A 24417-nucleotide genomic window follows, 5' to 3' on the forward strand; every position below is an offset into this window, starting at 1 on the left:
GTTGCCACACCCGTTTTTTTTCGTCTGGAGAAAATGCTTGATGAAGATTGTTTCTCGCGATCAGTGGTTCGAAGTGCAGCACCTGAGCGACGGCATTCGGCTGATTCACGAGCCGTTCATCCGCCCGTTCTATCGCTGCAACCTGTGGCACGTTCAGGGGCGGGACAAGGATCTGCTGCTCGACAGCGGTTCAGGGCTCGTGAGCCTGCGCGAGCAACTGCCGTGGCTGACCGAACGGCCACTGGTGGCGGTGGCCAGTCATTGCCATTTCGACCATATCGCCGGGCATCACGAATTTGCCGAACGGCTGGTGCATCCCGCCGAGGCGGACATTCTGGCAGCGCCGGATGGCGAGAACGATCTGAGCCGGGCCTTCGTCGGCGACGACATGTTCGAAGCGCACCCGGACTGCCCGTTGTGCTACGCCGAATACCGGGTCAAGGCAGCGCCGGCCACCGGGTTTGTCGAGGATGGCGATGTGCTGGACCTGGGCAATCGCACGTTGCAGGTGCTGCACACGCCGGGGCATTCACCGGGGGGGATCAGCCTCTACGAAGCGGCCAGCGAAACCCTGTTCAGCGGCGACATCATCTACGACGGGCCGTTGATCGAAGACGCCTACCATTCCAACCTTGATGACTACGCCACCAGCCTGCGTCGTTTGCAGGGGTTGAAGATCCGCACGGTGCATGGCGGGCACTTCGGCAGTTTTTCCGGGGCGCATCTGCGCGGGATGATTGACGAATGGTTGCGCCGGCACGCCTGAGGCCTGCTGTACTCCAGTCAGACCAACAACCATAAAGATCTGCCATGAGAAGAGCTGCCGTGCGTGCTGCCGTGCACCGGTTCATCCTGCGCCTGCTGGAAAATCGTGAATTCGACGACAACACCAGCCTCGCGCAACTGGGGCTGGAAAAAGCGGATATCGAGGATCTGATCTTCCATCTGGAAGATGAATTCGGACTGACGGCCTTCACCGCCGAAGAGGACCGGATGCTCAAGACCGCGAAAACCGCGAATGACCTGAGCCGGTTTCTGATGGAAATCGGGCGTCACTGAAAACAAAAGACCGCCCCCGCCCGCCACTCCAATGGAGCGACGGCCGGGTGCGATCTTTTGTCGTTTAAATCCTTTGATCCTTCAAAGCGGGGCATTACCGCCGACGTGGCTGACGCCGACGCTGTTCGTCATCGGTGCGAATCGGGACCGGTTGCAGAGGCGGTTCGATCAAGCCGAGGGCAACACCCAAATCGTGCAGCCAGTTTTGAATTTTCTCTTTCATCGTCATGCCCCCTTCAGGGTGGTGCTGAGCGTCCGGAATTCTGAGGCCGCTTCGCACTGATAATAGTCCGAAGTCCTACGCAATGCTCGGCCAAATCCGCAATGATCTGTTACTGAATTGATCCAAATCCCTGACCGTTCGTTCAAGCCGTTTCCCGCACGTCTTCGCCAGCCACGGGATAGAGCGCCTGCTGCTGTTCGATCCACGCATTGAGGTTGGCACCGACCATGCCCCGCCGCCACATGAGCCATGTTGTCGCACTGGCAAAAGGCTCGGCCAGCGGATGCACCGCGACACTTTCGCGGCCCGGCAGGCTGGCGAGCATCGACTCCGACATCAGCGCCACACCGCTGCCGGCAATCACGCAGGCGAGCATGCCCTGATAGGACTCGATCTCCATCGCCCGGCCCATCGCCGCCTGATAATGCGCGAACCACGCTTCCAGCCGCGCGCGATAGGCGCAGCCATGACGGAAGGTGAATACCGCCCGACCTTCGACATCCCTGGCGCTGCGTATCGGCGGGTGATCGGCCTCGCTGATCAGCACCAGCCGCTCGTTGCACAACGGCACCCCGTCGATCCCGGCCAGTTGCGGCGGGCCGTCCACCAGCGCGGCGTCGAGGCGCCCGGTGAGCAGGCCTTCGAGCAGTTCACCGCTGGGCCCGGACTGCACCTGAAGATTCACCGCCGGATATTGCTTGTGATACCGCGCCAGCAGCGCCGGCAAATGGATCGCCGCCGTGCTGTACAGCGTGCCGAGCACGAAATCCCCCGCCGGTTGCCCGCCCATCACCGCTGCACTGGCCTGATCGCGCAGGGCGAACAGTTTGCCGGTGTAGTCCAGCAGGACTTTTCCCGCAGGCGACAACTGCAAACGCTGACGCTCGCGGACGAAAAGTTCGACGCCCAGTTGCTCCTCCAGCTGTTTGAGCCGGGTCGACAGGTTTGAAGGCACGCGGTGCAAACGTTCGGCGGCGCGGGTGATCGAGCCCTCCTCCGCCACGGCCTGGAAGATCCGCAATTGGCTGAACTCCACAACCTTTCTCCTGAACAGAACAAGTTACTCACTATTATTCAATTTTAAAGAAAGTCAATCAGTCCTAGCCTGACGGTCATTGAACCTCCAACGGAATTCAGACCATGTCACCGCTGATTCGCTTATCCGCCAGTTTCATTGCCCTGATGATGGCCATGGGCATCGGGCGTTTCGCCCTCACGCCACAACTTCCACATTTGATCAGCGAAGGGCAGATCGACCTGACCGCCGCCGGTCTGATTGCGGCGGCCAACTACCTCGGTTACCTGCTTGGCGCGGTGGATGCGATGTTTTCCCGCCGGCCGGATCAGGTGCAGCGGCGCCTGCACGGCGGCCTGTGGTTGTGTGTATTGCTGACGCTGGCGTCGTTCTGGGCCAATGGTTTCTGGTCGCACCTGTTGCTGCGTTTCGGCACCGGTGTGGCGAGCGCCTGGGTGCTGGTGATGATTACTGCGCTGAGTCAGCCACTGGCTGCGGCGGCGGGTCGGCCACGGCTGGGGGCGCTGGCGTTTGCCGGGCCGGGGCTGGGGATTTTTCTGACGGGGCTGCTGGCGCTGTTCTCACATCTGGCGCAGCAGACTTCCGCGACTCTGTGGCTGATCTATGCCGCCGTGGCGCTGGTGATGTTGCTGGGGATCGTGCGGATCCTGCCGCAACCGGGCGTCGGCGCAACCGTCGCGCCTGCTGCCGTCAATCATTCGAACCGAGGCATTGGGCGTTTAGCGATTGTTTATGCGTTATACGGCGTGGGCTACATCATCCCGGCCACGTTTCTGTCGCAGATGGCCAACGCGCAATTTCACGGGCAATGGCAGGCCGATCTATTCTGGCCGTGCTTCGGCCTCGGCGCCGCAATTGGCGTGTTGCTGGTGAGTTTGCGTCGGCACGATCCGGACACCACCCGGCACTGGTTGATGGCGACGTTATGGCTGCAGGCTGCCGGAGTGTTCGCTTGCCTGTTGGGCAGCGGCCTCGGCCTGGCATTGGGCGTGATCCTCTGCGGCACGCCGTTCCTGGCCTGCATGCAACTGGTGATGCAACGCTCCCGGGAACTGGCGCCCCACGCCACCCAGCGCAACGCCGGCCTGCTCACCGCGTGCTTCGCCGTCGGTCAACTCAGCGGGCCGTTGCTGGCGGCGGTCAGCAGCCATTTCAGCGGCGGCCTGCAACCGGCGCTGGTGATCGCCGGCAGCGGCCTGCTGATTGCCGGCGGTCTGGCGTGCAAATCGGTTACGGCTGACCGAGGGCTTTGCGCAAACGCCGACGCACCCACTGTTCCGCGCTGACGAAAGTGATGCCGAGCAACACCAGCACGGCACCGATGATGAAGTTCAGGCTCAGTTCTTCGCCGAGCAGCACCACGCCAAAGGTCACGCCGAACAACGGCGTCATGAAGGAAAACACGGCGAGGTTGGCCGCCAGATAACGGCGCAGCAGCCAGAACCAGGTCAGGTAACTGAAGAACGACACCACCAGCCCTTGGAACAGTACGCTGCCCACGGCAACGACGGTCAGGCTGACGTGGGTGATCTGGCCGCTGAGCAGCGCGATCAACAGCAGTCCAACGAAGCCGACGATCAGTTGATAGAACAGGGTCAGGGTCACCGGCGCTTCCGACAGGCGCGAGGCGCGCACCACCACGGTGGTCGCGCCCCAACTGGCGCCGGCCAGCACGCCGAGGGCATCGCCCATCAATATCCGGCGGTCGAGGTTGTCCCAGGACACGCCGCCGGCAAACGCCACGGCAATGCCGACGAACGCGAGGAAAATCCCCAGCCATTGCACCGGCCGCAGACGCTCGCTCGGCAACAGGAAATGCACGCCCAGCGCGGTGAAGATCGGCGCAGTGTAGAGAAACACCGACATGTGCGCCGCCGTGGTCAACTGCAAGCCTTCGGAGATGAACAGGAATTCCAGACCGAACAAGGCGCCGGCCAGCAAACCGCCGCGCCAGGTAGCGCCAACCTGATCCCAGCCGCCCTTCCAGCAGATCAGCAGTCCGACCAGCAGCGCGGAAATCCCCGACCGCCCCGCCGCCTGCATCACCGGCGCAATGTCGGTCGCCGCCCACTTGATCATCACCTGCTGCACGCCCCAGATCAGGCACAGGCCGACCATCACTTGCAGGGCAAAACCGTCGGCAGTACGCCGACTGACGCTCACCGCAACACCTCGAACACACACAACATGGCAGTTTTTCCAATGGTCAAACAAAGCCCCGGCTCTTTGTCCGGGCCGAAAAAGGATGGCAGGGATTATCAACCAGTCGGACAGAAATTGCCGCCCGGCAAAGACATGGAGTTGCTCTGCTGCGTCATGCACACCCTCAACTTCGGCGAGCGGCCCAAAACCCGACCGTACAGGCCAGCGCCGTGGCAAATGTGCCCCAGGCCCAATCCATCAGCGACACCTGCGCCGACCAGCCACGCAGCGTCGCCCAATTGGTCAGGTCATAAGTGCCATAAGCCACCAGCCCGAGCAGCGCGCCCATGCGGGCGGCTCGTTGCCAGGTCAGCGACGGCAAGACCACAAACACCACACAGCCGAAAACGTACAGGCAATAAAAAACCGCTGCTGGCACCAGCAACGGATTTTCGAGCATCAACGAACCGAGCAGTTCGCGATAGGTCGGTGCCATCAACACACCGAGCCAGAGCCCGTCGAGCAGAAGAAACGTCAGCAACGTGGCGACGTAGGCAATCAGTGCTTTTTTCATCTGCCCGACCTCGAGTGAGCCCATGCAACATGGGCCACGCGAGACTCAGGTTAGTTCAATGCGATCAGCATGAATGACGATCTTGCCTTCCTTGTACAACGAACCGATGGCCTTCTTGAAGTTGCCCTTGCTGACACCGAACAGGCTGCTGATCAGCGCCGGATCGCTCTTGTCGCTGACGGCCAGGGTGCCATCGTTTTCGCGCAACCTGGCAAGGATCTTCGAGTTCAGGCTGCTGGCTGCTTCCTGCCCTACCGGTTGCAGGCTCAGGCTGATTTTGCCGTCGGCGCGCACTTCCTTGATGAAGCCTTTCTCGCGCATGCCGGAACGCATGAACTTGAAGATTTCATTCTTGTGGATCAGACCCCAGTGCTTGTTGTTGATGACGGCCTTGAAACCCATGTCGGTGGATTCGGCCACCAGCAGATCAACTTCCTGGCCCACGCTGTAGTTGGCCGGGGTCTTGTCCAGATAACGATCCAGGCGCGCGGTCGCGGTGATGCGGCGGGTGTGTTTGTCGAGGTAGACGTGCACCACGCAGTACTCGCCGGCGGTCATCTGGCGTTTTTCTTCGGAGTAAGGCAGCAGCAGGTCCTTCGGCAGGCCCCAATCGAGGAACACGCCGATGCTGTTGACTTCAACAACTTTCAAACTGGCAAATTCACCGACCTGAACTTTTGGTTTTTCAGTGGTGGCAATAAGTTTGTCATCGCTGTCCAGATAAATGAAAACATTGAGCCAGTCTTCATCTTCGCTGGGAATATCTTTAGGGATATAACGGTTGGGCAAAAGAATTTCGCCGTCGGCACCGCCGTCCAGATATAAACCGAAGTTAGTGTGTTTAACCACTTGCAAACTGTTGTAACGCCCGACTAAAGCCATTTCCAATACCCTCATTGCGTGGGCGGCATTCTACCCGGTTTTGCCGGGTTCGTCGGTCGCCAGATCGGACGGCCAAGTAAAAAGCTGTGGGAGGCCTTGATTTTCCTGGATTTCGCGCCGAACGCGCGCCACTCGTCAGGCCAGCGTGACGGCTTTCGTCTGATCCCGACGCAGCCCTCCATCCTCAAATCCAATAAATGTTGTTATTTAAAACAGCAGGTTAGCGGGATATTTCGAATAATTAATCGAGAATAATCCACCTGCACGCTGGGTTATTCCGGGGGATATTTACCAAGCAATTGTCAAGTTATTCCTGTACGATGCCTGGCCGAGTTACTTTTCTACAGGTTAATGGCCGCCATGCGTGTAAAAGCATCCACCAGCAAAGCAAAGCCAGCTCCAGCCGTTGAAACCAGCGAATCGATCAACGATCAGATCGCGGCATTCCTCAAGTCCGGCGGCGAGATCCAGCAAATTGCCAAGGGCGTCAGCGGCCAGACGTTCGGCCCGTCCAAGCAGATCAGCCTGGGCAAGAAGTAACACCCCGCAGCACACCTGTCCAAAGGCGCTTTGAGCTTCGAAGCGTCTGGACCGGATCCCTCGCAAGACCTCTCTTACGTTTAATCAAACATTCAAAACAGCAGAAATCGACGAACGGCCCTCAATGCCGATCATTCGCCGGTATCCTTGCACGCGTCTGGATCAAGCGTTTCAGCAGGTTTGTCGCACCTGCGCTCGCTGCTCAAGGAGTGACGCATGCTCAAATTGTCCTGTTTATTGCTTGTAGGCCTGCTGGCGAGCCCGGCGGCGCACGCGCAGATTTTCCAGCGTGAACTCGGCGATTTCGACCTCAAGCTCGGCACCACGCCTAGCCGCAGCATGGCCCAGGGGCTGGTCAAACCTTCGGCGGTCGGCTCGTTCCACGGCGGCCTGGACCTGAGCCACGACAGCGGCCTCTATGTCGGCCAATACGCACCGAGCATGGGCCTCACGCCGGGGAAGAATCTCGAAATCGATTCCTACGTCGGCTTTAAACAACCTTTCGATCAGACCCTCGGCTACGAAGTCGGGATGATCCATTACAGCTATCCCAAGGTCGATACCCTCGACAGCCAGGAACTGTTCGGTGGCCTGACCCTGCTGGGCAGCCGGATCGGCATCGCCCTGAGCAACGATCCGGATAAACAGAACAACACCCTGTTTGCCGACCTGGGTGGCAATCAGCCGTTCGGCATCGGGATCAGCATGAAATACACCACCCATCAGCTCAACACGCCGGTCTCGGTGGACGGGGGTTATGTCAGCAGTTTTACCGATTGGTCGGTGAAATTTTCCCGGCCGTTCATGGGCATCGACCTCGACCTGATCTACAGCAATTCGAGCCTCAGCGGCAGCGATTGCTCAGCCTATTCCGGGCATAACAGTCAGTGCGACGGGCTGGTCACGCTCAAGGCCGAACGCGCGTTCTATTGATTGGCTGAACTGCCGGGTCCATCCTGCGTTCACATAAGAATCAGACCCTCAAGGCTGGCTTTCGCAAGGACTCGCCCATGTCTAGCTGGTTCAAACGCCTCGCCGTTCTACTGATCCTGACCCTCGCCATCGGCGCCTGCAGCCGTGTCGGCCTGGCCTATCGCAATCTCGACGTGATCATTCCGTGGACGCTCAGCGACTACCTGGACATGAACGGCGAGCAGAAAGGCTGGTTCAACGAGCGCCTCAAGGAACACCTGAGCTGGCACTGCACCACGCAGTTGCCGGGTTATCTCGACTGGCTCGATCGCCTGCAAACCATGGTCGAGACCAATCAGGTCACTGACGCCGCGCTCCAGGCCCGCACCGCAGAAGCCAAGCAGGCGATCGCCGAAACCGCTCGGGAAATCACCCCGTCGGCGATTGAATTGCTGCAAGGGCTGGATGACAAACAGGTCGCCGAAATGAACGACGCCTTTGCCAAAGACCTGCAAAAGCGCCAGCAGGAATACCTCAAGCCGCCGCTGTCACAGCAGATTGCCGAACGCGGTGCGCGTATGGACAAGCGTCTCAACGACTGGCTCGGCCCGTTGAGCGCCAAGCAGGAACAGCGGGTGATGGCCTGGTCGACTGCCCTGGGCGATCAGAACACCCAATGGATCGCCAACCGCGCCCACTGGCAGAAGCAGTTCAGCGCGGCGGTGGCGCAACGCAAAAGTCCCGAATTCCCACAACGGATCGAGACGCTTCTGGTCAATCGCGAGCGGTTATGGACAGCGGATTACCAAAAGGCCTACGCCAATACCGAGGCGCAGGCCCGTTCGCTGTTCGTCGATCTGATGGCCGACAGCACGCCGCAGCAGCGCCAGCGCCTGTTGAAAAAGATCGAGGGGGTGCGCAAGGACTTCAATGATTTGAAGTGCCTGAAGGCTGCACAAAAAAGCTGAGATCACTATAAAACCCATGTGGGAGCGAGCACGTTCGCTCCCACATTTTTTTGTGCAAAGCCTCAGGCGATCTGGGCCTTGGAGGCCACCTCATCGAACGTCAGTTCATCCAGCGCATCTTCCTGATCATCCAGCACTTCGCGCGGATGATCATTGCCGGGAATGCTGCTGTCGATCAGGCTCAACAGGCTGGAACCGCGCGGGGTCAGGCTGAAGTTGTTGCCGGTGCTGCCCTCGTCTTCACCACGGGGCTGGATGTAACCGCGCAACAGCAGCAATTGCTCATAGTCGCAAGCGAGCGTTTTCAGGTGATCCAGATTCTCGATCGGCTCGCCCGCCGCCGCTTTCTCCGCCGCATAAACTTCAGCAACAGACCGTGGCGCAAAGCTTTGTCCCGCGCCGTTCTGCACTTCATGCAGCAGGCGCTCAATCAAATCCCAGTTATAAGTCGTCATCCTGATTCAACCTCCGGTGCGCGTGATTTTTTGGCGCGTTCACAGGTTGTGACCGGAGCGTTGCGCCACCGTTCAGGATTATTCGGCGCCCCGACCGACCGGCGGTCTGTCGATTTCCCGGCTTGTTGAACGACTAGTCTGAGACAGACGGTTTCAACCCCCGCAGGAGAAATCATCATGAACGTTGAGAATCATCCGGTGGTGTCGCGCGAAGAATGGCTCGACGCCCGCAAGCAGCATCTGGCCGATGAAAAAGTCTTCACCAAGGAACGCGACCGCCTCAGCGCCAAACGCCGCGCCCTGCCCTGGGTAAAGGTCGACAAGGATTACCGCTTCATGGGGCCGAACGGCGAATTGAAACTTGCCGACCTGTTCGGCAGCCACAGCCAGCTCGTTGTTTACCACTTCATGTTCGCCAAGGGCTGGGAGGAAGGCTGCCCGGGCTGTTCATTCCTGAGCGACCACATCGACGGCGCCAACCTGCACCTGGCCCATCACGACATTGCGCTGGTGGCGGTGTCCCACGCACCGTTCGCCGAATTCCAGGCCTTCAAGCGGCGGATGGGCTGGACGTTCGACTGGGTATCGTCGGACGGCTGCGATTTCAACTACGACTTTGGCGTGTGTGCCCGCGCTGACGATGTAGAGGCAGGCAAGGCTACGTACAACTACGAAAAGACCGACAGTGCCGAGGAAGAAATGCCAGGGCTCAGCGTGTTTTATCGCGCCGACAACGGCGACATTTTCCACACCTACTCAACCTATGCCCGCGGCCTCGACCTGCTGGTCGGCGCCTACAACTACCTCGACCTCACGCCCAAGGGCCGGAACGAGGACGAGATCATGGAATGGGTGCGGCACCATGACCGCTACGACGGCGCCGCAAAATCCAGTTGCTGCCATGGAGACTGAGCCCCAAACACACTGAACTTTTCACGGTTGAAAGCCCTCAACCGGTTAACCCGCCTTAACCGGAACTGAGGCCTGCCCCCATGAAAACCCTGCTCAAGCTCACCCTCGCCGCCACGCTCGCCTGCGCCCTGCCCGTCTGGGCCTGTACGCCGGAAGAAGCCACCGCCAAACGCGAGCAACTGGCCAAGGAAGTCGCGAAGCTCACCGAGCAAAACCCGACCAAGGCCAAGGAGATCAACGCCGAGTTGCAGAAAATGGACCTGGGCACCGCCTCCGCCGATCTGCCGGACAAATGCCAGTTGATCGATCAGCGCTTGAAAGAGCTGGGTTCGGCCGAGAAGAAAACCGAGGGATAACACTCGCTCAGACAACGGCAGGCTTTGGCATCGATCAGGCTGGATCGATACCAAAGCCTGCTTCCTTTTGTCCGGAAATTTGCATTGGTGCATTATTTTATTTGCACAAATGCATATTCACACCTAGGGTTACCCCGAGCCTGATCGGAACCGGCCATCGGAGATGGCAACCCTTGAACACCGATCGCTCGGCAATACCGTTATCCCGCAAACGCGGAACGTTTGTTTTCATTCATGGAGGATTGAAAAATGTTAACCACTGAAACCACGGCATTCACCGGCAACCCCCTGCCCGAATGTCTGATCGGCCATCTGCTCGACCCGCAATTGGTCGAGGTCGAGGCGGCTGTACAACAAAGTGCCCTGGCGGCCGCCAGCCTGAACTTCACGATGCAGCAACAGACCCAGACCAACTGGTGCTGGGCCGCCGCTTCCGCCTCGGTCGGCAATTATTACGGCACCGGGTCCTGGACCCAATGCGCCGTTGCCAGCGCCGCGCTGGACCGCAACTGCTGCAATCAACCGGGGCCGTGCAACGTCTACGGCTATCTGGACGTTGCGCTGAAGATCACCCGCAGTTTCAACGGCATGAATTCGGGCTCGCTACAGATGTCGGCCATCCAGAACCAGATCAACATGAGCCGCCCGATCGGCCTGCGTTGCGCCTGGTACGGCGGCGGTGCGCACTTTCTGGCGATCTACGGCACCAACGGCAATTACGTGCTGGTCGCGGATTCAATCTACGGCTATTCGACCCGCGCGCTGAGTTCCTTCCCCGGTTCCTACAATGGCGGCGGCAACTGGACCCACACTTACTTCACGGCAAAAAACTAGGAGGGCGACATCATGCAACTGATTTATCCAAAGGCGCCTTCCAACGGCGTACAGACCTTGCGCCCGGCCCTGCAGGCCGCGTTGCAAACCCAGGGTTTCGGCGTGAATCGCCAGTTCGCCAGTGCTGCGCCCGCCGGGATCAGCCTCAGCGAGGCCTATCGCGGTTACTCACTCAGTCTGGACGACCTGAGCCAGGGCAAAGGCCTGAAGAATGCCCGAGTGGGCGACTGGCATTACCTGGTGTTCTCCGGCGGTGTGTCGATTGCCGACGCGCAATTGGCCGAAGTACGCGGTCACGTCGAGTTTGCCTCGTTGAACCACGGCAACCTGGCGGCCGCCACGGTCGATGCGCTGAAACTGGCGGAGCAATCGCCGCAACTGAAGGGCAAAACCGTTGAGCTGCGGATGCTGTTTGTGTCGGCGCTGCACCTTGTGGCGATCTGGCTGCACGCGGCGGGCGAAGACGTGCTGATCCCGATCGAGCCAACGCCAAAAGAGCTGGCGCTGACCGGGCTGTACAGCGAGGCCGCCCTGCTCGCACAGCTCAAACCGGCAGCCGATCAGGCCAAGCGGCGTTTTGACGCCGACACCACTGGCCTGCTGGGCAGTTGATAAACACTGGCAATAAAAAAAAACCCGGACCATGTCCGGGTTTTTCTTTGCCTGCCTGAAACGACTTACTCAGCCGCCGGCGCTTCCGGCTTGCGGCGCTTGAGCGGAGCCATGCCGTCGCTGCTCACCAGAGAGTCTGGTTTCGGACGGTTGGCGCTCTTGCGTTTGGTCGGGGTCTTGGCGCCGGTTTTCTTCTTGTCGCCCTTGGCGTCGGTCTTTTTCTTCTTCACGCCGACGGCCTTGCCCGAGGCCTTGACCTTTTTCGGTCCGCCGTAGGTGCCTTTGACTTCCTTGATCGTGCGGCGCTCGAAGCTCTGCTTCAGATAACGCTCGATGCTCGACATCAGGTTCCAGTCGCCGTGGCAGATCAGCGAGATCGCCAGACCGTCGTTGCCGGCACGGCCGGTACGACCGATGCGGTGTACGTATTCGTCGCCGCTGCGAGGCATGTCGAAGTTGATCACCAGATCCAGGCCATCAACGTCCAGACCACGGGCCGCTACGTCGGTAGCTACCAGGATCTTCACGCCACCCTGCTTCAGACGGTCGATCGCCAGTTTGCGATCCTTCTGGTCTTTCTCGCCGTGCAGCACGAATGCCTTGTATTCCTGAGCGACGAGGCGACCGTAGATGCGGTCGGCCATGGCCCGGGTGTTGGTGAAGACGATGGCCTTCTGATAGGTCTCGTTGGCCAGCAGCCAGTTCACGATCTGTTCTTTGTGCTGGTTGTGGTCGGCGGTGATGATCTGCTGACGGGTGGTCGAATTCAGCTGGCTGACCGCGTTGAGCTGCAGGTGCTCAGGGTTGTTCAGCACCTTGGCGATCATCTCGCGCAGGCCGGAACCGCCGGTGGTGGCGGAGAACAGCATGGTCTGCTGACGGTTCGGGCATTCGTCGACCAGACGCTGCACGTCTTCGGCGAAACCCATGTCGAGCATGCGGTCGGCTTCGTCGAGCACCAGCACTTCGACTTCTTTCAGGTCGAGGTTGCCGGCGTTCAGTTGCTCGATCATCCGGCCCGGGGTGCCGATCAGGATGTCCGGCACTTTGCGCAGCATGGCGGCCTGAACCTTGAAGTCTTCACCGCCGGTGATCAGGCCGGACTTGATGAAAGTGAACTGCGAAAAGCGCTCGACTTCCTTCAGGGTCTGCTGGGCCAGCTCGCGGGTCGGCAGCAGGATCAGGGTCTTGATGCTGACGCGGATCTTGGCCGGGCCGATCAGGCGGTTGAGGATCGGCAGGACGAAAGCGGCGGTCTTGCCGCTACCGGTTTGCGCCGTCACCCGCAGGTCACGCCCCTGAAGCGCCAGCGGAATGGCCGCGGCTTGCACAGGCGTTGGCTCGACAAATTTCAGCTCGGCCACGGCTTTGAGCAGGCGTTCGTGCAGGGCGAATTGGGAAAACACGGGTGCTACCTCGAAGATATGCAAAAAATCAGCTGCATAGGTTACCGGTTTCGAGCGCTCAGGCCGAGTTTCTTTGTGAAATCCGCCGTAATCAGTGGCTTTTTTGTTGCTCGATTTGTCTCCAACGGTAATACACAGCGTCTTAAATGCTCTAATCGCCCGTCGCGTCTTACAGAAGAATCGTCTCTCTCATGGATTTCAAACAGCTCTGGCTCAACGCCCAAGACCTCTGGGGTGCCCTCGAACAGCACCCGCTCCTGCACGCCGGCCTGGCTTTGGTCCTGCTGCTGGTGATCGCGCTGGTCCTCGGACGAGTGGCGCGTTACCTGATCCTGCATGCCAGCCGCATGCTCGGTCGCCAACCGGCGCTGCACTGGATCAATGACTTTCGGCATAACAAGGTGTTTCAGCGTCTGGCGCAGATGACGCCGTCGCTGGTGATCCAGTTCGGCCTGCACCTGGTGCCGGAGCTGAGCAAGACCGCCACGGTGTTCCTCGGCAACGTGGCGCTGGCGTTCACCATTCTGTTCCTGCTGCTGTCGGTCAGCGCCCTGCTCAACGCGCTGCTGGACATCTACGCCCGCACCGAACACGCCCGCACCCGCTCGATCAAGGGTTACGTGCAACTGGCGAAAATGGTTCTGTACGTGTTCGGCGCGATCATCATCGTCGCCACCCTGATCGACCGATCGCCGCTGTTGCTGCTGTCCGGTCTGGGTGCGATGTCGGCGGTGATCCTGTTGGTCTACAAGGACACCCTGCTGTCGTTCGTCGCCAGCGTGCAACTGACCAGCAACGACATGCTGCGGGTCGGCGACTGGATCGAAATGCCGCAGGTCGGCGCCGATGGCGACGTGGTCGACATCACCCTGCACACGGTCAAGGTACAGAATTTCGACAAGACCATCGTCTCGATCCCTACCTGGCGCCTGATGTCCGAGTCGTTCAGAAACTGGCGCGGCATGCAGCAGTCCGGCGGACGGCGGATCAAGCGCAGCCTGTTCATCGACGCCAGCGGTGTGCGCTTCATCCGCGACGATGAAGAAGAGAAACTCTCCCAGGTGCACCTGCTGACCGCCTACATGGGCCGCAAGAAAGCCGAGCTCAAGGCCTGGAACGAAGCGCAGGGCAATGTCGCGGCGATGTCGGCCAACCGCCGGCGCATGACCAACATCGGCACCTTCCGCGCTTACGCCTTGGCTTACTTGAAGAGCCATCCGGAAATCCAGCCGAACATGACCTGTATGGTCCGCCAGATGCAGACCACGGCTCAGGGCATTCCGCTGGAAATCTACTGCTTTACCACCACCACGGTGTGGGCCGATTACGAGCGGATCCAGGGGGATATTTTCGATTACCTGCTGGCGGTGCTGCCGGAGTTCGGGTTGAGTCTGTATCAGCAGCCGAGTGGTGGGGATTTGCGTTCCGGGATATTGCCGGCAGTCCTTGGCGCGAGCCACATCCCCGACGCCGGGAAACACGTCCTGCAGTGACACAACACCACAGGTAACGCTCGGCAAAATGCTTCGAGTGACCGGAGGTTTGGAGCAGGCCTGTTCAAAAGTGACCAAGCACCCACTTTTGAACAGCGGGCGTGTCATTTATGTCACCATCGAAAACATACCGCGGTTCATAACTCTGATTGTTTCCCCGCACCCGGCCCCTCCAGACTTTCAATGGCAACCAGAACCGGGCCCCGCTCGGTAATACCTGAGCGCCAATATCGATATATACGGTGTCAGCACTCGTCGGTAACCCGAACTGGATCGCTCCTGGAACGGCCAGAACGGCGTCTGCAAAATCCAGACAGGCACTCGCACAGAACGAATCGGTCACCAGCACGAGTTGACCCTTGAAAACTTTCTGCTTCAGGTCTTTCGAGTGATCTTGATCGAGCGAAGATGTATCGGGCTGTCGCAACCAGTCGGTCTTCTCCTTCAGTGCAGCGTTCATTGACTCGCGCAAGACTGAAACAAAGGTATACGCATCGCTGCCTTTTCCGTAATTACGTTCAGTACTGGTCATAGCGTTATCAAGCGTTGAAAGCGCAAGAGGAGACACTCGCCACATGGCATACGAGCGAGAGGACCGATCCAGACTTTCTACAAACTTTTCACCCAACAACGCAGACAGAATTCTCGCTCCGACCAGGCTGTTACCACCACGATTGCCGCGTGTATCGAGTACAACCAGACTCGCATCATCGATACTTTCGAGAACATCGAGCATCTTCTCGAGGGACGCATTTTCGGATGCCGAAGGTGCGAAATTCGACGCATGAACCCAATACCTTCCGTGGCCGAGATTCAGGACTGTCTGAGGTGGTTGAGGTTGATGCAGAAAACCCGTTAATTGCTCGCCACCCTCCTGCCACAACAGATCGTAGTTTTGCGTCACTCCATTCGACAGAACAACCTGGCACTTGCCCGCCCGTTTTCGGGCCAGCACGGGATAGTCCGCATCATCAACAGTCAAATGCTTCGCAAGGTGATTCCAGGTGGATTGCAAATCCAGTCGGCGATCTATGTAGGGTGATATCTCATTGCTCACTATCTCGCGAACTGTTTTACCGTCACATGAAATGACGCTGGAACCGATTGGCGGCAAGGGTACCGGCCAGTCCTTCGCAACACGACTGACAACAAAATCCTCCCCTCTCTTATCCAGAATGAAACCGACCCACGAAGACCTGTCCTTTTCGGATTGGTAAGTACCTACATGGCCATCCTTGAAGCCTGAAATATAGAAACCCAGAACAGCCTGGGCATCTCTCCTGGAACCGACCAACAGAGACAGTTGCCTTGCTTCCAGATAGCCCCGTTCGACCCAGTCAGTGAAGTCTTTATTCTCTTTGTCTATGGCCCCCGGATGAGAGCTGACTATCAGTTGATGAGCCGCAGCCAGATCTTTGACAGCCAGGTCTACAAACCCGGTCTGGCGAGAATCCTCGGCCAATACGGAACCGACAACACTGATACCCGGCAGACAACCCAAAAGGGACGCAGCCAAAATCACTTTGCAGCGCGCAGATTTCACACAAATAATCCTTCAGTTCCAGCAATCCCACCGGCACGTGCAAGTTGTTCAAACAAGTAGATAGCCCTGGTCGCCTCGATTTCGACTGGCGGCGACGATAGCGGCTTTTACTTCAGACTACGAATCCTCAGACGACAGCAGACCCTGTGGGAGTGGCTCCCACAGGGTCTGCTGTCTTCAGTTTCGAAATGTCGGGCTACTTGGCCTGCCGCTGCGGTGCCTTGTGCACCATGGTGTAGGCGTAATCGACGCCCATGCCGTAAGCGCCGCTGTGTTCCAGCACCAGGTCCATCACTGCCTGATACGTGTCTTTGTGCGCCCAGTCACGCTGGTATTCGAGCAGCACTTGCTGCCAGGTCACCGGTACTGCGCCCGCCTGAATCATCCGCTGTATCGACATGTCGTGGGCTTCTTTGGTGGTGCCGCCGGATGCGTCGGTGACGATGTACACCTCGTAGCCTTCGGCCAGGGCTTCCAGGGCCGGGAAGGTCAGGCAGACCTCGGTCCACAGCGCGGCGATGATCAGTTTCTTGCGCCCGGTGGCCTTCACGGCGTCAACCAGCGCCTTGTCTTCCCAGGAGTTCATCGAAGTGCGTTCGATCGGCTTCTGCTCCGGGTGTACCGCCAGCAGTTCCGGCCAGATGTAGCCGCTGAAGCTTTCGGTTTCCACCGAGGTGTAGATGGTCGGCACGTTGAAGATCTTGGCAGCCTTGGCCAGGCCGACGGTGTTGTTCTTCAGGGTCTGACGGTCGATCGACTGCACGCCGAAAGCCATTTGCGGCTGGTGGTCGATCAGGATCAGGGCGGAGTTGGTTGGGTTCAGCAGTTCACGGATAGACATGGCGCGTTCCTTTTGATGTCGATTCAGCGTTTCGATTGGGTAATGGGTGAGTCGAGTGGCTGGCCGTCTTCGGCGTTGTTGTCTCGGCTTGGATGTCACTTTAGGGGCTAGCCGATAAAGGGACAATTCCCTAAAATCGAGAATCATTGATTCTAAAAAAGGGACAATCATGGATCGCATCGAATGCATGCGCGCCTTCGTGGTGACGGTCGGCGAGAACGGCTTCGCAGCCGCCGCCCGGGCCATGGACGTGCCCCGCTCGAAAGTCAGCAAACAGATTCAGGCGCTGGAAGAAGCCATCGGTGTGCAACTGCTGCAACGCACCACCCGCAGCCTGCACCTGACCGAGGCCGGTGCCGAGTATTTCGAAGCAGCTCGGGAAGTGATTGCGGCACTGGACGAGGCCGAGCAGCGAGCGCGGGACGGGGTGGGCGAATTGCGCGGGGTGTTGCGGGTCAACGCGCCGATGTCATTCGGCTTGCGGCGCTTGGGCAAGTTGATTCCGCTGTTCCACGAGCAGCACCCGAACATCGAGCTGCAACTGGTACTCAGCGACCAGCAGGTCGATCCGGTGCGCGGCGGGTTCGACGTGACCATCCGCATCGCCAGCCTGCCCGACTCGACCATGATCGCCCGACAACTGGCGCCAGCGCCGCGCATCATGGTCGCCTCCCCCGCTTACCTCGAACGCGCGGGCACGCCGCAGACCCCGCAGGATCTGCGCTCACATCAATGCTTGAACTACGGCTATCTACAGAGCGGGGTCAGCCTGCAACTGTGCAACGGCAAGGAGACGCAGCGGGTCAACGTCACTGGCCCGCTGCACGCCAACAACGGCGACTTGCTGGCGCAAGCGGCCGAGGCCGGCATGGGCATTGCGCTGCTGCCGGACTTCATCGTCGAAGAGGCATTGGCGGCCGGGCGACTGGTGCCGGTGCTGTGCGAATGGCAAGCCCCGGCGATCACCATCAACGCGGTCTATTCGTCAGCGCGGCGCGTGCCGCAGAAGACCCGGGCGTTTATCGAGTTTCTGGTGGGGCAACTGGCGCCTCAGGTATGAGCGACTGCCCGGCTGCATCACGCGGATCCCTGAACATCAAGTACAGCGGTGCGAGCCCGGATCCCTCGGGAAAAACCACGACATAGTCGTCGAAGCTAACCGTTGAGAGATCCTCGAAGTTTTCGAGCGAAGGCACGGCGCTGGATTGAACGAATTCCAACTGGTTTTCAACATCAGGAGCAAACGACATTGTGGTGTCCAAAGGGGTGGGAGTACTCCAGCTCACCGAAACCGCTGAAACACCATCTGCGGTGAAATCGTAAGTCTGTGAGTGCTCATTCCAGGCAACAGATCGCACCCTGACACCCGGCGATATCGCGGAGCCATTTGTCGGTGTAATGAGCGCCTGCTGCAGCGTTTTGATTTCTCGCAGACTTCGCGACAGTCTTCCTGTTGGCACCGAACAGGTTCCGCTGCTCATTCGAAATGGCAAGTCTTTCTCTGCCCGAGTCGCAGACAGGTATTGCCAATCCACGCCTTCAACCGGAATAAATTCGGACACTGGAAGACAAATCCCATAGAGCCCCGATTCGGCACGGCTGAAAAAGTCGAACTCCAGTATCGCGGCATATTGACCTTGATGGACTGCGTCGCCCGAGGTGACTTGCCAGGTGAACTCAGCCACCGCCGAACGAATGGCTTTTTGCAGATCGACACGATGGTTTTCCAATGACGGCGAAAGTGCATCCTCGACAAGGATCGCCGGGCGCGCGTCGACAAAAGCAAGCGGCGCATAGAGTCGCGCAGGGGCACCACCCGTGTGACGACGCAAATCGACAAGTCGATTGTGAGCCGTTGCCAGCAATGATTCGCTCTGCACGTTTGCAAGACGCTGATTGAAGAGGTTCACCTTCGCGATGGAACTGTCGTAGATCGTCGAGAGTTGCTGGGCGATACCTTGCCATTGCGCATGCAGGGTTTGAGCGTGCACCACATCACTGCGGGCGCCATCCCTTGCAAACCTGATGCGTAGTTGCAGGGTAACAAAGCGGCGAACGGCAGACCTCGCACCGAATTCGGCCGCCTCCAGCGCTCGGATAGACGCTGCACTTTCATCTACGCCAGATTGAGAACCTTGTTGTTCAAGCAAATGCTTGATGCGTTGCTCCAGCACCGCAAGGGCTGTTTGTACTTGTTGTTCCGCGATGGATATATCAGTAGAAAACGTCTTGATGTCCGCAAGGTTTTGCGCGATGCGCTGCTGTGTGATCTGTGTCCAATCGAACGGGGCATTCGAGCGGGCGTGAGACAGGTTGGCAGCAGGCATCGCTTGTCCCTTGAACGCGGCGCGGCCCTGTTGCAGGTGCCAGTCCTTGACGAAATACACCACCGTGTCGGTCTGATAAACGTTGTTGAACTCATCCCGTGACGGATAAAACAGCAGGTCGGCACCTTGGGGATGACCCGCTATCTGGTCGAAATGATTGATCAATCGGTCGTGATCCGCTTTGGGCACATCGACGGCCCAGATCCGCTCGACCAGCGCCTGGAACTCCGGTTCGGTGTAATCGCCGAGGGTTGATTTGAGTTTCATGGTTTTTAACTTCCTTGTTTGTCCGCACGACGCCAGAGGGCACTCAAGTGAATGCCCTCCATCCTTGGTCACTTGCTTCAAAGTTACTCAGGTTTAAAACCCGGTTTGTTATTGAGTGCGCGCCACTCTTTCACTTCTTTCAGGATGCCTTCGGGGCTGTCTTCACGTCCCTCCTTGGGGTAGAAGATGACGTCCGAGCGGTCGGGGTGTTCGGTGATTAGCTCGAAATGATCGACTAGTCTGTCCAGATGGACCTCTAACGCCGCCCCCTCTAACTCACTGGGAAAGTGCACGAATCCTTGTAGAAAAGATAAAAACTCAGCTTCGGTGTAGTGCTCGAACTTCTCTTTAAAAATCATTTCGACTTAAATCCCCGTTTACCGCTGAGCGCGATCCACTCTTTCACGACACGCAGAACACCTTCAGGCGAACTCTCCTGCCCCTCTTTCGGGTAAAAAATCACATCCGAGCGATCAGGATGCTGCGTCACCCGCTCGAAATGCTCTACTCCCTTGAGTATGAAGGCGTCGTAATTGTCAGCAGACATATCATCTCTTTCTTCATAAAGAGCGCGTAAAAACTCTAAAAACTCCACCTCGGTGTAGTCTTCAAGGCTGTCTTTAAGAATCACAACACATCCCCTCTTTTATGCAGATCAATATGCTGCCTTGGCGGCATCACTACTAAATTATCCATATCGTAAACTGCCCCTCCTTTAGCAACTTCTTCGACGTGATGAATTTCTAGCTTCACTCGACCTCCATTTCTATCACCGGCTAATGCGAAAGGCGCTTTGCCTTTTCTCATCAATTGCACGTCAATTGGAGTGAACTGTTTACTTAATTCAAAATCAGCAGCGACAGACCTCCAGAATGCGCGTCGAAAGCCATGAAAACTACTGAACTCTTGTCCTCTCAATTGATTGGCGATATGTATTGGGATGGGGGCAGCGTCGCGTTGTGAAAAATCTAGCCACACATCAGACGCAGAGCTCCCCCTTCCCGTCGCACCCCCCGGATCATCCCTTCGATCCAGAAACAGAACATCCGGTGAAGGCAGCTCCATATCCCCCGGGAACCCCGGAATACTCGCACCCGCCTGCCCTTCATCAACAGCCGGAAACGTCTCGTTTGCCGGTAGGATCGGGATGAGCGGGTTGCCGGGATAAGCCGTGGGTGTCGAGGGGGAAATCGGTGTGGTGGTCGGTCCGAGGTGTTCGCTGCCTGGTGGCACCAGAGGGGTCCAGGTTCCAATCCCCACCGGGGGAATCGGCCATGGCTGGACGGCGGGTAGAACGCCACGTCGTCCGTGAGTACTTTGCGGCGCGACGATGCTGACCCGGTCGAGATTGAACGGGTTCTCGCCGACTGATGCATCGTCCTGAAAGCGCAGTTCGAACTCGCGGCGTTCGCCCACCCAGGTGCTTTTCGGCGCATAGGGGGCGAAGCCTTGCTCGACGCGTTTTTTGTTGACCTCGTCGAACTGGCTGGTGAGTGCAGATTGCTCACCCAATGTCCGCCACAGCGCGTCGCCAAATGCGCCGAAAGACTGAATTTCGCGTCCACGCAACTGGTCGCCGATCTGACTCGGAATCGCCGCCCCGACGCTCCGGCTAGCCGTGTTCCACCAGTCAGCCTTGGCGGGTTGACCCTTGCCGGTGACGACGCCCGCGCCCAACGGTGGCAGGTTGAAGGACAGGTACATCGGCGCCGAGCCCGGCACGCAGATGATGCAGTCCTGAATGCGCAGGTCGACGCCCTTCGGCAAATCCTGAACAACCGGTGGCAGCAGCGCTATCCGGCCCTGGCTCGGAACCTCTTTGGTGATGCTCGCATCGGGCGTGAACTGCAGATGTCGGGGTGGTGAACCGGGGACTTCTGCGGTGTAGTTGCCCGTCAGCGGATCAAGTACCGCGTTGATGACCCGCACACTGGCGCTGATCTCATTGCCGGTGGTGACGGCAATGACGGCGGTGCCTTGCGCAACGGCCTCAGGCTTGAGCCGATAAGGCATGTCCACCGAGCCGCCGGAATCGGCGATTGAGAGCAGCGCCTGGTCATCGGAAAGTCCCAGCGCCTGGGCAGGCACGGCGACAGACTGAAACAATCGTCGTCGCTGCTCCGGCGTCAGCTCTCCATCGCCCAGCGTTGGCGAATACACCAACCCGCCGATCAACACCGTGGACGGATGGGGAACCAGCATGGCGAGGGGAAGGTGTTTGACCGCTTGCCGTACACCTGCCTCGATGAGTGCACCCGCTTGTTGGGCGACGAGTGCCCCGGTACGCGTCAACACCATCGCGCCGTGCGTCATCGACGACATCGGAACAGTCAGCGTATTGGCCTGCCGGGTTCGACTGACCCGCGCATCTTCATCGGCCTGTTGCTTGAATCGAATCCGTGCCTCGCGCTGCGCAGCGTATTGGCGCTGAGCCTCCCAAACCGCTTCCCTTGCACGCCAGACCACTGTCTGCTCGGCATGATGCCTGGCCACTGCTGCGGATTTTCCCCGCAGAGCCTGGATTTGCGAGGTGAGTAATCGCGCTTCATGGGCGGCGGTGTAAGCGCTCTCCCAGATCCGATGCCCATCGTCGTGCGCTTCGCCGAACTGGCCGAGTCGCGCCACATAATCTTGGGAGGTGCGCCTCAGCGGATCATGGCCATCGAAGGATGAAGCCAGCGCCGTGTTCGCATTGAGGTCTGCAGATTTGCGGGCGATCAGCCCGTCGATTTCGCTTTTCTGCTTGCTGATCTGGTAGAGCTGCCAGCGCTCGCTGTGATTGGGGTCGGATAAGGTGCTCGCCGCCCGAATTTCCTGCTCCAGTGCAGGTGCGAACTGCTCGGCCTTTTCGGCAAAACGACGATCGACCTCGGCCCTGATGGCGTCATATCGCTGAACCAGCCCCGCCACAAACTGCCTGTGCGCCAGTTGGCGGGCCTGTTCCTGAGCCTGTGCGGCGGCGGCCTGTGCCTGGTTTGCAGCTTCCTGTGCCTGAGCCGCCGCTTGGGCTTGCTCTTGCTGTTGTTTTTGCCGGTGCGCCGCCTTGGCCCGCGCCCGAGCCTTTTGTTTGCTCTTGCTGACCTTGCCGAAGCCGCCCGAAACCCCGCCACCGCCACCAAAACCACCACCCGAGCCGCCACCCGAAGCGGGCGGCCCGGCTCGGATGACGACGCTTCCCGACGTTCCATCGTTGAAATTGTTCTGTGCCATACAGTCACTCCTTGTCTGTAGGGCACAGCGTGTCGATCAAGCGGTAGTCAGGTGCGGTACATAGTTATCGCGATGGAAATCAGGGGTTGATTGACGTTTCAGCCAATGGTCTGCGGCCTGCGAATCCCCAACCGGCTGATCCATACCGCCGCCAGAATCACGCTGCCACCGAGGAACAACCGCCCGAGCTCTTCGTGCTGATTCCAGATCAGCAGGTTCAGCAGCAGTCCCACCGGCACGTGCAGGTTGTTCATCACCGCCAGGGTGCCGCCGTTGACCAGGCACGCGCCCTTGTTCCACCAGTACAGACCGAGTGCGGTCGAGACCAGGCCAAGGAACACCAGCACGCCCCATTGCAGCGGTGCTTCGGGCAGGAAGTTGGATTTTCCGAACAGCAGGAACGCCGGCAACGCCACCGCCAGTGCGCCGAAGTAGAAGAAGCCGAAGCGCCGGTAGTGCGGCAGATCGCTCGGGTGTTTCGCCACCAGATGTTTGTACAGCACCTGCCCGGCGGCGTAGGTGAAGTTGGCCAGTTGCAGCAGCAAAAAGCCCATGAAGAAGTCCGGGTTGATCCGGTCGTAGCGAATCACCGCCGCGCCTGCGACCGCCACCAGTGCCGCGATCAGCGCCCACGGGTTGAAGCGTCGGTTGAGCGCGTCTTCGATCAGCGTCACATGCAACGGCGTGAGGATGGTGAACAGCAACACTTCCGGCACCGTCAGCACGCGGAAGCTCAGATACAGGCAGACGTAGGTCACGCCGAACTGCAACGCGCCGATCAACAGCATGCCGCGCATGAACGTCGGCTCCACCGAGCGCCAGCGGGTCAGCGGGATGAACACCAGCCCGGCCAGCACCACCCGCACCAGCACCGCGAAGTAGCTGTCGACATGACCGGCCAGGTATTCGCCGATCAGACTGAAGGAAAACGCCTGGATCAGCGTGACAAAAAGTAGATAGCCCATGCTCGCCTCGATTTCGAATGGCGGCGACGATAGCGGTTTTTGCCGGCCATCGCTAAATCCCGGGCAAAAAAAAGCCCGATCTCGCTAAAGCGTTCAATCGGGCTACAGCACTCAGGAGCAACAAGTGCAAAGGGAGGTTCGATGCGCGTAGAGCCTTGAAGGGGTTGCGCCAGGTCACTAGAACAATCGGCGATTATCTGGCGATTAACATATCAAGCGACCTGGGACAGTTTGGCGTTGGCCTGGTTGAGGCCCTTCTCCTGGAAGTCGCCGCCCAGGTTCATGCCCTCGGCGTGGATGAAGGTCACGTCGTGGATGCCGATGAAACCCATCACCTGACGCAGGTACGGTTCCTGATGATCCGCCGGGCCACCGGCGTAGATCCCGCCGCGAGCGGTCAGCACGTAGGCACGCTTGCCGCTGAGCAGACCTTGCGGGCCGGTTTCGGTGTATTTGAAGGTCACGCCGGCACGCAGTACGTGGTCGAGCCAGGCTTTCAGGGTGCTCGGGATGGCGAAGTTGTACATCGGCGCAGCCATCACCAGCACGTCGGCGGCGAGCAATTCATCGGTCAATTCGTTGGAGCGGTCCAGCGAGGATTGCTCGCTGTCGTTGCGCTGCTCGGCGGATTTCATCCAGCCGCCCAGCAGGTTGATGTCCAGGTGCGGCACCGGGTTCACGGCGAGGTCACGTACGGTGATCTGATCGGCCGGATGCGCCGCTTTCCACTGGCTGATGAAGGTCTGGGTCAGTTGACGGGAAACCGAGTCTTGCTGGCGGGCGCTGCTTTCGATGATCAGAACGCGGGACATGTTGTGTAGCCTCCATCCGAGAATGTTGTAAGTCGATGGAGTGAAGGT

General features: G+C 59.0%; 27 protein-coding genes. 12 read left to right on the forward strand and 15 right to left on the reverse strand.

Features of this window, described 5'->3' with window-relative positions:
- Positions 1–40: 40 nt before the first annotated feature.
- Both M5G18_RS18355 and M5G18_RS18360 read left to right on the forward strand, forming a co-directional pair.
- On the forward strand, positions 41–766 hold the full coding sequence (locus tag M5G18_RS18355) for an MBL fold metallo-hydrolase (RefSeq protein WP_273896603.1): 726 nt from the start codon (positions 41–43) through the stop codon (positions 764–766).
- A 44-nt stretch (positions 767–810) separates the two neighbouring features.
- Entirely contained in the window at positions 811–1059 is a 249-nt protein-coding gene (locus M5G18_RS18360; RefSeq protein WP_007956577.1) for a hypothetical protein, read from the forward strand.
- 94 nt (positions 1060–1153) lie between these two features.
- Here the strand turns inward: M5G18_RS18360 and M5G18_RS18365 are convergent, their stop codons facing one another.
- Together M5G18_RS18365 and ptrR are read right to left on the reverse strand one after the other, a co-directional pair.
- Positions 1154–1282: a PA1414 family protein gene (locus M5G18_RS18365; protein WP_003184145.1), complete on the reverse strand. Its 129-nt coding sequence runs from the start codon at positions 1280–1282 to the stop codon at positions 1154–1156.
- Positions 1283–1424: 142 nt separating this feature from the next.
- Positions 1425–2318 (reverse strand): putrescine utilization regulator PtrR, encoded by an 894-nt coding sequence (gene ptrR, locus M5G18_RS18370; RefSeq protein ID WP_007956575.1) that lies wholly within the window; start codon positions 2316–2318, stop codon positions 1425–1427.
- 104 nt (positions 2319–2422) lie between these two features.
- Here ptrR and M5G18_RS18375 point away from each other — a divergent pair, with 104 nt between their 5' ends.
- Entirely contained in the window at positions 2423–3604 is a 1182-nt protein-coding gene (locus M5G18_RS18375) for an MFS transporter (RefSeq protein WP_273896602.1), read from the forward strand.
- On the opposite strand, the gene M5G18_RS18380 is transcribed toward M5G18_RS18375, so the two are convergent.
- The 3 genes from M5G18_RS18380 to M5G18_RS18390 all read right to left on the reverse strand — a co-directional run bounded on the left by M5G18_RS18380 (position 3549) and on the right by M5G18_RS18390 (position 5916).
- Positions 3549–4481 (reverse strand): DMT family transporter, encoded by a 933-nt coding sequence (locus M5G18_RS18380; protein WP_273896601.1) that lies wholly within the window; start codon positions 4479–4481, stop codon positions 3549–3551. The two genes, M5G18_RS18375 and M5G18_RS18380, sit on opposite strands and share 56 nt — an antisense overlap.
- A 163-nt stretch (positions 4482–4644) precedes the next feature.
- Positions 4645–5034 (reverse strand): DUF2177 family protein, encoded by a 390-nt coding sequence (locus M5G18_RS18385; protein WP_273896600.1) that lies wholly within the window; start codon positions 5032–5034, stop codon positions 4645–4647.
- Between the two features lie 45 nt (positions 5035–5079).
- A complete protein-coding gene (locus tag M5G18_RS18390) occupies positions 5080–5916 on the reverse strand; it encodes a CvfB family protein (protein ID WP_273896599.1) in 837 nt (278 codons plus the stop codon).
- A 351-nt stretch (positions 5917–6267) separates the two neighbouring features.
- Between M5G18_RS18390 and M5G18_RS18395 the strand changes: the two genes are divergently transcribed.
- The 3 genes from M5G18_RS18395 (at position 6268) to M5G18_RS18405 (ending at position 8336) form a co-directional block, all read left to right on the forward strand.
- On the forward strand, positions 6268–6456 hold the full coding sequence (locus tag M5G18_RS18395) for a hypothetical protein (RefSeq protein WP_016985943.1): 189 nt from the start codon (positions 6268–6270) through the stop codon (positions 6454–6456).
- A gap of 216 nt (positions 6457–6672) precedes the next feature.
- Positions 6673–7389: a TorF family putative porin gene (locus M5G18_RS18400; protein WP_273896598.1), complete on the forward strand. Its 717-nt coding sequence runs from the start codon at positions 6673–6675 to the stop codon at positions 7387–7389.
- A gap of 77 nt (positions 7390–7466) precedes the next feature.
- Entirely contained in the window at positions 7467–8336 is an 870-nt protein-coding gene (locus tag M5G18_RS18405) for a DUF6279 family lipoprotein (protein ID WP_273896597.1), read from the forward strand.
- A 62-nt stretch (positions 8337–8398) separates the two neighbouring features.
- Here the strand turns inward: M5G18_RS18405 and M5G18_RS18410 are convergent, their stop codons facing one another.
- A complete protein-coding gene (locus M5G18_RS18410; protein ID WP_127797239.1) occupies positions 8399–8791 on the reverse strand; it encodes a transcriptional regulator in 393 nt (130 codons plus the stop codon).
- A gap of 177 nt (positions 8792–8968) precedes the next feature.
- Between M5G18_RS18410 and M5G18_RS18415 the strand changes: the two genes are divergently transcribed.
- The 4 genes from M5G18_RS18415 (at position 8969) to M5G18_RS18430 (ending at position 11505) form a co-directional block, all read left to right on the forward strand.
- Positions 8969–9703 (forward strand): DUF899 domain-containing protein, encoded by a 735-nt coding sequence (locus M5G18_RS18415; RefSeq protein WP_273896596.1) that lies wholly within the window; start codon positions 8969–8971, stop codon positions 9701–9703.
- 80 nt (positions 9704–9783) lie between these two features.
- Positions 9784–10059 (forward strand): hypothetical protein, encoded by a 276-nt coding sequence (locus tag M5G18_RS18420; protein WP_007956561.1) that lies wholly within the window; start codon positions 9784–9786, stop codon positions 10057–10059.
- Between the two features lie 249 nt (positions 10060–10308).
- A complete protein-coding gene (locus M5G18_RS18425; protein WP_273896595.1) occupies positions 10309–10893 on the forward strand; it encodes a papain-like cysteine protease family protein in 585 nt (194 codons plus the stop codon).
- A 12-nt stretch (positions 10894–10905) separates the two neighbouring features.
- Positions 10906–11505, forward strand: a complete 600-nt coding sequence (locus M5G18_RS18430) for a hypothetical protein (protein ID WP_273896594.1) — start codon at positions 10906–10908, stop codon at positions 11503–11505.
- A 65-nt stretch (positions 11506–11570) separates the two neighbouring features.
- On the opposite strand, the gene M5G18_RS18435 is transcribed toward M5G18_RS18430, so the two are convergent.
- Positions 11571–12911 carry a DEAD/DEAH box helicase gene (locus tag M5G18_RS18435; protein WP_273896593.1) on the reverse strand — a complete coding sequence of 447 codons (1341 nt, stop codon included), beginning with the start codon at positions 12909–12911 and terminating at the stop codon, positions 11571–11573.
- A gap of 191 nt (positions 12912–13102) precedes the next feature.
- Here M5G18_RS18435 and M5G18_RS18440 point away from each other — a divergent pair, with 191 nt between their 5' ends.
- Complete coding sequence (locus M5G18_RS18440; RefSeq protein WP_273896592.1) at positions 13103–14404, forward strand: mechanosensitive ion channel family protein; 1302 nt, start codon at positions 13103–13105, stop codon at positions 14402–14404.
- A 64-nt stretch (positions 14405–14468) separates the two neighbouring features.
- On the opposite strand, the gene M5G18_RS18445 is transcribed toward M5G18_RS18440, so the two are convergent.
- Entirely contained in the window at positions 14469–15947 is a 1479-nt protein-coding gene (locus M5G18_RS18445; RefSeq protein WP_273896591.1) for a S41 family peptidase, read from the reverse strand.
- Between the two features lie 196 nt (positions 15948–16143).
- Complete coding sequence (locus M5G18_RS18450) at positions 16144–16788, reverse strand: hydrolase (RefSeq protein ID WP_273896590.1); 645 nt, start codon at positions 16786–16788, stop codon at positions 16144–16146.
- A 169-nt stretch (positions 16789–16957) separates the two neighbouring features.
- On the opposite strand from M5G18_RS18450, the gene M5G18_RS18455 reads away from it, so the two are divergent.
- Positions 16958–17848 (forward strand): LysR family transcriptional regulator, encoded by an 891-nt coding sequence (locus M5G18_RS18455; protein ID WP_273896589.1) that lies wholly within the window; start codon positions 16958–16960, stop codon positions 17846–17848.
- Here the strand turns inward: M5G18_RS18455 and M5G18_RS18460 are convergent.
- The 6 genes from M5G18_RS18460 to M5G18_RS18485 all read right to left on the reverse strand — a co-directional run bounded on the left by M5G18_RS18460 (position 17808) and on the right by M5G18_RS18485 (position 24369).
- Complete coding sequence (locus M5G18_RS18460) at positions 17808–19382, reverse strand: bacteriocin immunity protein (RefSeq protein ID WP_273896588.1); 1575 nt, start codon at positions 19380–19382, stop codon at positions 17808–17810. The genes M5G18_RS18455 and M5G18_RS18460 overlap by 41 nt on opposite strands.
- A gap of 83 nt (positions 19383–19465) precedes the next feature.
- Positions 19466–19741 (reverse strand): bacteriocin immunity protein, encoded by a 276-nt coding sequence (locus M5G18_RS18465; protein WP_273896587.1) that lies wholly within the window; start codon positions 19739–19741, stop codon positions 19466–19468.
- The gene (locus M5G18_RS18470; RefSeq protein ID WP_273896586.1) at positions 19738–20013 is read right to left on the reverse strand and encodes a bacteriocin immunity protein; all 276 of its coding nucleotides are present in this window, start codon (positions 20011–20013) and stop codon (positions 19738–19740) included. Before M5G18_RS18470 ends, M5G18_RS18465 begins: the two co-directional genes overlap by 4 nt.
- Positions 20010–22592 (reverse strand): S-type pyocin domain-containing protein, encoded by a 2583-nt coding sequence (locus M5G18_RS18475; protein ID WP_273896585.1) that lies wholly within the window; start codon positions 22590–22592, stop codon positions 20010–20012. The genes M5G18_RS18470 and M5G18_RS18475 overlap by 4 nt, the downstream gene beginning before the upstream one ends.
- 98 nt (positions 22593–22690) lie before the next feature.
- Entirely contained in the window at positions 22691–23557 is an 867-nt protein-coding gene (locus M5G18_RS18480; protein WP_273896584.1) for a carboxylate/amino acid/amine transporter, read from the reverse strand.
- A 212-nt stretch (positions 23558–23769) separates the two neighbouring features.
- Positions 23770–24369 carry an FMN-dependent NADH-azoreductase gene (locus tag M5G18_RS18485; protein ID WP_007956545.1) on the reverse strand — a complete coding sequence of 200 codons (600 nt, stop codon included), beginning with the start codon at positions 24367–24369 and terminating at the stop codon, positions 23770–23772.
- Positions 24370–24417: the final 48 nt, after the last annotated feature.

Source organism: Pseudomonas aphyarum (genome assembly GCF_028657055.1).
Classification (GTDB): Bacteria; Pseudomonadota; Gammaproteobacteria; order Pseudomonadales; family Pseudomonadaceae; genus Aquipseudomonas; species Aquipseudomonas aphyarum.

Coding starts and splice junctions, on each gene's coding strand:
- M5G18_RS18355 (WP_273896603.1), top strand. CDS start 41: ATGAAGATTGTTTCTCGCGATCAGTGGTTCGAAGTGCAGCACCTGAGC.
- M5G18_RS18360 (WP_007956577.1), top strand. CDS start 811: ATGAGAAGAGCTGCCGTGCGTGCTGCCGTGCACCGGTTCATCCTGCGC.
- M5G18_RS18365 (WP_003184145.1), bottom strand. CDS start 1,282: ATGAAAGAGAAAATTCAAAACTGGCTGCACGATTTGGGTGTTGCCCTC.
- M5G18_RS18375 (WP_273896602.1), top strand. CDS start 2,423: ATGTCACCGCTGATTCGCTTATCCGCCAGTTTCATTGCCCTGATGATG.
- M5G18_RS18385 (WP_273896600.1), bottom strand. CDS start 5,034: ATGAAAAAAGCACTGATTGCCTACGTCGCCACGTTGCTGACGTTTCTT.
- M5G18_RS18390 (WP_273896599.1), bottom strand. CDS start 5,916: ATGGCTTTAGTCGGGCGTTACAACAGTTTGCAAGTGGTTAAACACACT.
- M5G18_RS18395 (WP_016985943.1), top strand. CDS start 6,268: ATGGCCGCCATGCGTGTAAAAGCATCCACCAGCAAAGCAAAGCCAGCT.
- M5G18_RS18400 (WP_273896598.1), top strand. CDS start 6,673: ATGCTCAAATTGTCCTGTTTATTGCTTGTAGGCCTGCTGGCGAGCCCG.
- M5G18_RS18405 (WP_273896597.1), top strand. CDS start 7,467: ATGTCTAGCTGGTTCAAACGCCTCGCCGTTCTACTGATCCTGACCCTC.
- M5G18_RS18410 (WP_127797239.1), bottom strand. CDS start 8,791: ATGACGACTTATAACTGGGATTTGATTGAGCGCCTGCTGCATGAAGTG.
- M5G18_RS18415 (WP_273896596.1), top strand. CDS start 8,969: ATGAACGTTGAGAATCATCCGGTGGTGTCGCGCGAAGAATGGCTCGAC.
- M5G18_RS18420 (WP_007956561.1), top strand. CDS start 9,784: ATGAAAACCCTGCTCAAGCTCACCCTCGCCGCCACGCTCGCCTGCGCC.
- M5G18_RS18425 (WP_273896595.1), top strand. CDS start 10,309: ATGTTAACCACTGAAACCACGGCATTCACCGGCAACCCCCTGCCCGAA.
- M5G18_RS18430 (WP_273896594.1), top strand. CDS start 10,906: ATGCAACTGATTTATCCAAAGGCGCCTTCCAACGGCGTACAGACCTTG.
- M5G18_RS18440 (WP_273896592.1), top strand. CDS start 13,103: ATGGATTTCAAACAGCTCTGGCTCAACGCCCAAGACCTCTGGGGTGCC.
- M5G18_RS18450 (WP_273896590.1), bottom strand. CDS start 16,788: ATGTCTATCCGTGAACTGCTGAACCCAACCAACTCCGCCCTGATCCTG.
- M5G18_RS18455 (WP_273896589.1), top strand. CDS start 16,958: ATGGATCGCATCGAATGCATGCGCGCCTTCGTGGTGACGGTCGGCGAG.
- M5G18_RS18460 (WP_273896588.1), bottom strand. CDS start 19,382: ATGAAACTCAAATCAACCCTCGGCGATTACACCGAACCGGAGTTCCAG.
- M5G18_RS18465 (WP_273896587.1), bottom strand. CDS start 19,741: ATGATTTTTAAAGAGAAGTTCGAGCACTACACCGAAGCTGAGTTTTTA.
- M5G18_RS18475 (WP_273896585.1), bottom strand. CDS start 22,592: ATGGCACAGAACAATTTCAACGATGGAACGTCGGGAAGCGTCGTCATC.
- M5G18_RS18480 (WP_273896584.1), bottom strand. CDS start 23,557: ATGGGCTATCTACTTTTTGTCACGCTGATCCAGGCGTTTTCCTTCAGT.
- M5G18_RS18485 (WP_007956545.1), bottom strand. CDS start 24,369: ATGTCCCGCGTTCTGATCATCGAAAGCAGCGCCCGCCAGCAAGACTCG.